The organism is Paraburkholderia sp. C35 (genome assembly GCF_003121405.1).
In the GTDB taxonomy this organism is placed as follows: Bacteria; Pseudomonadota; Gammaproteobacteria; order Burkholderiales; family Burkholderiaceae; genus Paraburkholderia.
Genome location: NZ_QBUY01000193.1, coordinates 1 through 7,627, shown reverse-complemented (window position 1 = coordinate 7,627; position 7,627 = coordinate 1). Strand labels below are relative to the sequence as shown.

Below are 7,627 nucleotides of genomic sequence, written 5' to 3'. Positions count from 1 at the left end.
ATAGGACCGGTTGGGGGCCCGCAGGCAATAACTAGCATTGGCGGTGTTAGCCCGCTTTCTTTGCTTACTTTCTTTGCGGCGGCAAAGAAAGTAAGTGCCGCCCCGCACAGGGGCAACGCATGAAGCACGAAGGCAAATCGCGGATGCGAGCGAAAGCCGAAGCAAACCAAACCAAACCCAAACCCAAACCCCCAGCGTCGCAGACAAAAAAACCAGTCGCATCCACGCAAGACACACCCCCAGGTGTCACCTAAACTAGAACCGTTACAGTGAACCGAACTGCGAGGCCCCAGCATGAACGAACAAAACGTCACCCGGCAAACCTTCGACGAAGTCATGGTCCCCGTCTTCTCGCCGGCATCCTTCGTGCCGGACCGCGGCGTCGGCTCCCGCGTGTGGGACACGCAAAACAGGGATTACATCGACTTCGCTGGCGGTATCGCCGTCACGGCGCTCGGTCATGCGCATCCGGAATTGATGCAGGTCCTGCACGATCAGGGTGCAAAGCTGTGGCATATCGGTAACGGTTACACCAACGAACCCGTCCTGCGTCTCGCCAAACGCCTCGAAGAACTCACCTTCGCCGACCGCGCCTTCTTCGCCAACTCCGGCGCAGAAGCCAATGAAGCCGCCCTGAAGCTCGCGCGCCGCGTTGCCTTCGACCGCCACGGCGCACAGAAAGACGAAATCCTCTCGTTCACACAGTCGTTCCACGGCCGCACGTTCTTCACGGTCAGCGTCGGCGGCCAGCCGAAGTATTCGGAAGGCTTCGGCCCCGTACCGGGCGGCATCAAGCACCTGCCTTACAACGACATCGCAGCCGCACGCGCCGCGATCGGCCCGAACACCTGCGCTGTGATCGTTGAACCCGTGCAAGGCGAAGGCGGCGTGATTCCCGCCGATCCCGCGTTCCTGAAAGCGCTGCGCGAAGCGTGCGACCAGCACGGCGCGCTGCTGATTTTCGACGAAGTGCAAACGGGCGTCGGCCGCACGGGCTTCTTCTATGCGTATCAGGATACGGGCGTGACGCCGGACATCCTGACCACGGCCAAGGCGCTCGGCAACGGCTTCCCGATCGGCGCGATGCTCACCACCAACGAACTCGCCGCGCACTTCAAGGTCGGTGTGCATGGCACCACGTACGGCGGCAATCCGCTCGCATCGGCGATCGCGTTGAAGGTGGTCGATCTCGTCAGCGACCCGAAGCTGCTCGAAGGCGTGCGCGCACGCAGCGAACAGTTCAAGGCGACGCTCGCGAAGATCAACGAACGCTTCGGCATCTTCAAGGACGTGCGCGGCAAGGGTCTGCTGATCGGCATGGAACTCACGGAAGCCTACAAGGGCCGCGCCAAAGACTTCGTGACGGCAGCCGGCAAGCACGGCGTCATCATGCTGATGGCAGGCCCGGACGTGCTGCGCTTCGCACCGTCGCTGATCATCCCCGTCGATGACATGAACGAAGGCCTCGCGCGCTTCGAAAAGGCGATCGAGGAAGTGGTCGGCGCCACGGCGCTGGCCAAGTAATCCGCAAGCCACACTACACGAGACCACGATGCTCTTCGTCCGCCCTGGCCGTCTGGCCGATCTCGACGCCTTGCAACAGATGGCGCGCAACGCGCAGCCCGTGCTGCACTCGCTGCCGCACGACCGGCGCGCGCTGGAGGCGCGTGTCGCACTGTCGGAAGACTCGTTTCGCGCGGAAGTCGATTTTCCGGGCGAAGAGTTTTATCTCTTCGTGCTGGAAGACAGCGAAACGGGCAAGCTGCATGGCACGGCGAGCATCGTCGCGGCAGCGGGCTACTCGGAACCGTTCTATGTATTCCGCAACGACGCGCTGATCCACGCATCGCGTGAACTGCACGTGAACCGCAAGATTCACGCGCTCACGATGTCGCATGAACTGACGGGCAAGAGCCGTCTCGCGGGCTTCTATATCGACCCGGCGATGCGCGGCGACGCCGCCGCGCATCTGATGTCGCGCGCACGCATGATGTATATCGCCGCCAACCGTCAGCGTTTCACGTCCGAAGTGTTCTCGCTGCTGCTCGGCGTGACCGACGACTCGGGCGTGTCGCCGTTCTGGGAAGCAGTGGGCCGCAAGTTCTTCGGCCGCAATTTCGCCGATATCGAAGTGCAGTCGGGTGGGCGTAGCAGCACCTTCATCGCCGAAGTGATGCCGAGCTATCCGATCTACGTGCCGCTCTTGCCGGAAGCCGCACAACGCGTGCTCGGCGAGCCGGACGAAAAGGCGCTGCTCGCGTACGACATCCACATGGAAGAAGGCTTCGAGACCGACCGCTACGTCGATATCTTCGATGCCGGCCCGGTGTTGACGGCACAAATCGAACGCAGCGCCTGCGTGAAGCGCAACGAAACGCGCACGGTGCGCGAAGCGTCGGCGCAACAGGGCGCGACGTACCTGATCGCCAGCAACAAGCCGGGCGAATTCCGCTGCGTGCTCGCCGATCTCCCCGCGCAAACAGCCGACGGCGCAGTGCTGTCCGCCGCCGCGCGTCAGGCGCTAGCGGTGCAGGACGGTGACACGGTGCGCTGCGTGCAGCTGCATCAGCAGGAACAGAAACACACCACGGGAGAAGCACAATGATCGTCGTTCGCGTCGTTCAGACGGGCGATGTGGACGCGCTTGTCGCGCTCGCTCAGGAAACGGGCCCCGGACTGACCACCTTCAAGCCGGACCGCGATGCGCTTGCGGAGCGCGTCGAGCGTGTGCGCCGCACGATCGAGGACAAGGCCGCGCCGCACGAGAAGGGCTATTTCTTCGTGATGGAAGATTCGCGGACGAAGGACATCGCCGGTGTCTGCGGCATCGAAACGGCTGTGGGCCTCGAGCAGCCGTTCTATAACTATCGCGTGAGCACGGTGGTGCATGCGTCGCAGGATCTCGGCATCTGGACGCGCATGCGTGCGCTCAACATCTCGCATGATCTGACGGGTTATGCCGAAGTGTGCTCGCTGTTTCTCAGCCCGCGTTATCGCGCGCATGGTGTGGGCGGATTGCTGTCGCGCTCGCGCTTCATGTTCATCGCGCAGTTCCGCGAGCGCTTTCCGCAGCGTATTTGCGCGGAGTTGCGCGGCCATTTCGATGGTGACGGCACGTCGCCGTTCTGGCGCGCGGTCGGCTCGCACTTCTATCAGATCGACTTCAACGCCGCGGACTATCTCAGTTCGCATGGCCGCAAGTCGTTCCTCGCGGAACTGATGCCGCGTTTTCCGGTGTATGTCGAGCTGCTGCCGGAAGAAGCGCAGAAGGCCATCGGCCTCACGCACAGCGATACGCTGCCCGCCCGCAAGATGCTCGAGGCGGAAGGGCTGCGTTATGAAAACCACGTCGATATCTTCGACGCCGGCCCCGTGCTCGAATGCCACGTCGCCGACTTGCGCACGGTGCGCGAAAGCGTTGTGGTGCCTGTCGAGATCGCGGCTGTCGAGCCGCAGGAGAACGCGCCGCGTTCTCTCGTTTCGAATACGTCGCTCGATGATTTCCGCACGGGCGTCGCAACGGGCGTGGCAGAAAACGGTGTGTTCCGTCTGACGGCCGACGAAGCGGCGGCATTGAACGTGAAGGCAGGCGAGCCGGTGCGCGTGCTGCCTCTGAAACAGAAATAAGGACCAACATGAGCGAGCTTTTCATCGACGGCGAATGGGTCGCCGGCACAGGACACGCATTCGCATCGCGTAACCCGGGCACGGGCGCGACGGTGTGGGAAGGCAACAGCGCATCGGCGGAAGATGTCGAGCGCGCCGTGATGAGCGCGCGCCGTGCGTTCGCGATGTGGTCGGCTGTGAGCCTCGACGAACGCGTCGCCATCGTGCGTCGCTTCGCTGCGCTGATCACCGAGCGCAAGGAAGTCATTGCCGAAGCGATTGGCCGCGAGACAGGCAAGCCGTTGTGGGAAGCGCGCACGGAAGCGGCGTCGATGGCGGCGAAGGTCGAGATCTCGATCCAGTCGTACAACGAACGCACGGGCGAGCGGCGCGCGGCGATGGCTGACGGCACAGCCGTGCTTCGGCATCGTCCGCATGGCGTGGTCGCTGTGTTTGGGCCGTACAACTTCCCGGGTCATTTGCCGAACGGGCATATCGTGCCGGCGCTGATCGCGGGCAATGCGGTCGTGTTCAAGCCTTCGGAACTGGCGCCGGGCGTTGCGCGCGTCACCGTCGAAGTGTGGCGTGATGCAGGTCTGCCCGCTGGCGTGCTCAATCTCTTGCAAGGGGAAAAGGACACGGGCATCGCGCTCGCGAATCACCGGCAGATCGACGGGCTGTTCTTCACGGGTAGGTCGGACACAGGCACGCTGTTGCACAAGCAGTTCGGCGGCCGTCCCGAGATCGTGCTCGCGCTGGAGAGGGGCGGCAACAATCCCCTGGTCGTCGCGCCCGTCGCGGATATCGATGCAGCCGTGCATCACACGATCCAATCGGCGTTTCTGTCGGCAGGGCAGCGCTGCACCTGTGCGCGCCGCATCTTCGTGCCAAACGATGCATTCGGCGACCAGTTCCTCGCACGCGTTGTCGAAGTGAGTTCGCGCATCCCGGTGGGCGAGTACAACGCCGATCCGCAACCGTTCATGGGCGCGGTGATGTCGGCGCGGGCTGCATCGCGTCTGGTCGAAGCACAAACGCGTCTGATCGCAGATGGCGCGAAGACGCTGTTGAAGATGGAGCAGCGCGACTCGAAACTCGGCTTCGTCACGCCCGCGATTCTCGACGTGACCAACGTGCAGAACCTGCCCGACGAAGAGCACTTCGGCCCGCTTGCGCAGATCGTGCGGTACGGGTCGTTCGATGAAGCCATTGCGGGTGCGAACAACACGGCGTTCGGTTTGTCGGCGGGACTGCTGGCCGATGGCGAAGCGCTGTGGACGCATTTCCAGCGCACGATCCGCGCCGGCATCGTGAACTGGAACCGACCGACCAACGGCGCGTCGTCGGCGGCGCCGTTCGGCGGCACGGGCCGCTCGGGCAACAACCGGCCGAGCGCGTACTACGCAGCGGATTACTGCGCGTACCCGATGGCGTCGGTCGAAAGCGCGCAACTGCAAATGCCCGCGAGCGTGTCGCCGGGTCTTCATTTCTAAGGATCGACGATGCAAGCCACTGAAGCCAATTTCGACGGACTCGTCGGACCGACCCACAACTACGCGGGGTTGTCGTTCGGCAACGTCGCCTCGCAGAACAACGACAAGTCCGTGGCGAACCCGAAAGCCGCCGCGAAGCAGGGCCTGCGCAAGATGAAGCAGCTGGCGGACCTCGGCTTCAGGCAGGGCGTGCTGCCGCCGCAGGAGCGTCCGTCGATGCGCCTGTTGCGCGAACTGGGCTTTTCCGGCGATGAAGCGAGCGTGATCGCACGCGTCGCGAAGAACGCGCCGGAACTGCTGGCAGCGGCGAGTTCCGCATCGGCGATGTGGACGGCGAATGCCGCGACTGTCAGCCCCTCGGCGGATACGCACGATGGCCGCGTGCACTTCACGCCGGCGAATCTGACCAGCAAGCTGCATCGCGCAATCGAGCACGAATCGACGCGCCGCACATTGCGCGCGATTTTCGCAGACCCGTCGCGCTTCATGGTGCACGAAGCGTTGCCCGGCACGCCCGCACTCGGCGATGAAGGCGCGGCGAATCACACGCGTTTTTGCGCGGAATATGGCGCGAAGGGCGTCGAGTTTTTTGTGTACGGCCGCAGCGAATATCGTCGCGGTCCGGAGCCGAAGCGTTATCCCGCACGCCAGACCTTCGAGGCGAGCCGCGCCGTGGCGCATCGTCATGGCCTCGACGACGATGCGACCGTGTACGCGCAGCAGACACCCGACGTGATCGATGCCGGTGTGTTTCACAACGATGTGATCGCCGTCGGCAACGCTCGCACGCTGTTCTGCCATCAGCTGGCGTTTGTCGAGCAGAAGGCGGTGTACGACGAACTGCGCGCGAAGCTGTCGAAGCTCAATGGCGAGTTCAATGTGATCGAGGTACCGGACGCGCAGGTGAGCGTTGCGGACGCCGTGTCGTCGTATCTGTTCAACAGCCAGTTGCTGCTGAAACCCGATGGCCAGCAGGTGCTCGTGGTGCCGCAGGAAAGCCGGGAGAATCCGCGCGTGGCGGCGTATCTGGACGAACTCGTGTCCAGCACGGCACCTATCGATGACGTGCTCGTATTCGATCTGCGCGAAAGCATGAAGAACGGCGGCGGGCCGGCGTGCCTGCGTTTGCGCGTGGTGCTCAATGAAGCCGCGCGCGGCGCGGTGCCGCCGGGCGTGTGGATCGACGACACGTTGTTTGCGCGCCTCGATGGCTGGATCGATATGCACTATCGCGACCGTCTCTCGCCGACGGATCTGTCCGATCCGCAGTTGCTGAACGAATCGCGCACGGCGCTCGATGAACTGACGCAGATTCTCGGCCTGGGTTCGCTGTATGACTTCCAGCGCTGATTCGACCGTGCCGGCAATGCTCGACGATTTCCTCGCGTACACGCTGGCTGGCAATCAGCCGGCGGGGCAGGCACGCGAGGGCGTGTGTGCGAACGGCGGCGTGCGCTGGACGTGGATCGACGATGGCGTGGTGCAGTTCGAGCCTGCGGGTTCGACGAACTCGGCGATGCGCAGCGTGCTGGCGTCAGCGGGTATTCATGGCGACGAGACTGCGCCGATCGAATTGCTGTCGTTTCTGGTGCGCGACATTGCGCAGGGGCGTGCGGCGCTTGCGTGCCGTTTGCTGGTGATACTCGGCAACGTGCAGGCGATGCGCGATTCGTGCCGCTATATCGATGACGATCTGAACCGGCTTTTTAGCGGCCGTCATGCGCAGTTGCCCGCGAGTCACGAAGCGCCGCGTGCGGCGGCGTTGGAGCGCATTGCCCAGCGGTTTTTCGACGATGCTTCCGATACGCCGGGCATGCGTTGGCATGTCGATTTGCATACGGCGATTCGTGGCTCCGTTTTCGAACAGTTTGCGTTGTTGCCGCATACGGGCGCACCGTTGTCGCGAGCGATGTTCGAATGGCTGCGGGATGCGCGGATTGCTGCCGTGTTGTTGCACACCACGAAAGGCAATACGTATTCGCACTTTACTGCTGAGGCTTGCGGTGCGGACGCCTGCACGCTCGAACTTGGCAAGGTGAGGCCGTTCGGCCAGAACGATCTCTCGCGATTTGAATCTGCCGATGCGGCGTTGCGCTTGCTGATTGCGGGCGAGAATGGCGATGTCACTTTGCCGCTGCCGCGGGTGTTTGCTGTCATCGATCAGATCACCAAGCAGAGTGATGCTTTTGAACTGCTGTTCGCTAAGGATGTCGATAATTTCACCGCGTTTGAACGCGGTGCGGTTCTTGCTCGCGATGGTGACTATCGCTATGTCGTGCTGCGTGATGAGGAGCGCATTGTGTTTCCTAATTCAGGTGTGAAGCCTGGGTTGCGGGCGGGGCTGCTTGTTGTTGAGACTACTGATGAGGTTTATGCGGGGTTTAGGTAGTTTGGGGTTTTTTGTCTGCGACGCTGGTGAGTTTGCTGTTGCTGGCGTCCGCGATTTGTTAGTGGTCTGCTAGCGTCGCCCCTGTGCGGGGCGGCACCTACTTTTCTTTGCCGCGGCAAAGAAAAGTAGGCAAAAGAAA

General features: G+C 62.9%; 6 protein-coding genes. All 6 read left to right on the top strand.

The window, feature by feature from the left end:
- Positions 1-294 precede the first annotated feature (294 nt).
- From DK391_RS43425 to astE, 6 genes are read left to right on the top strand one after another with little or no spacing between them, the layout of a single operon-like run.
- Positions 295-1,524 carry an aspartate aminotransferase family protein gene (locus DK391_RS43425; protein WP_109484173.1) on the top strand — a complete coding sequence of 410 codons (1,230 nt, stop codon included), beginning with the start codon at positions 295-297 and terminating at the stop codon, positions 1,522-1,524.
- Between the two features lie 28 nt (positions 1,525-1,552).
- Complete coding sequence (aruF, locus tag DK391_RS43420) at positions 1,553-2,605, top strand: arginine/ornithine succinyltransferase subunit alpha (RefSeq protein ID WP_109484172.1); 1,053 nt, start codon at positions 1,553-1,555, stop codon at positions 2,603-2,605.
- A complete protein-coding gene (astA, locus tag DK391_RS43415) occupies positions 2,602-3,627 on the top strand; it encodes an arginine N-succinyltransferase (protein WP_109484171.1) in 1,026 nt (341 codons plus the stop codon). Before aruF ends, astA begins: the two co-directional genes overlap by 4 nt.
- Before the next feature lie 8 nt (positions 3,628-3,635).
- Positions 3,636-5,099, top strand: coding sequence for a succinylglutamate-semialdehyde dehydrogenase (gene astD, locus DK391_RS43410; RefSeq protein WP_109484170.1), 1,464 nt, complete (start codon positions 3,636-3,638; stop codon positions 5,097-5,099).
- A gap of 9 nt (positions 5,100-5,108) precedes the next feature.
- A complete protein-coding gene (astB, locus tag DK391_RS43405) occupies positions 5,109-6,449 on the top strand; it encodes an N-succinylarginine dihydrolase (protein ID WP_109484169.1) in 1,341 nt (446 codons plus the stop codon).
- Complete coding sequence (gene astE, locus DK391_RS43400) at positions 6,433-7,488, top strand: succinylglutamate desuccinylase (RefSeq protein ID WP_109484168.1); 1,056 nt, start codon at positions 6,433-6,435, stop codon at positions 7,486-7,488. The genes astB and astE overlap by 17 nt, the downstream gene beginning before the upstream one ends.
- The last annotated feature ends 139 nt before the right edge of the window (positions 7,489-7,627 follow it).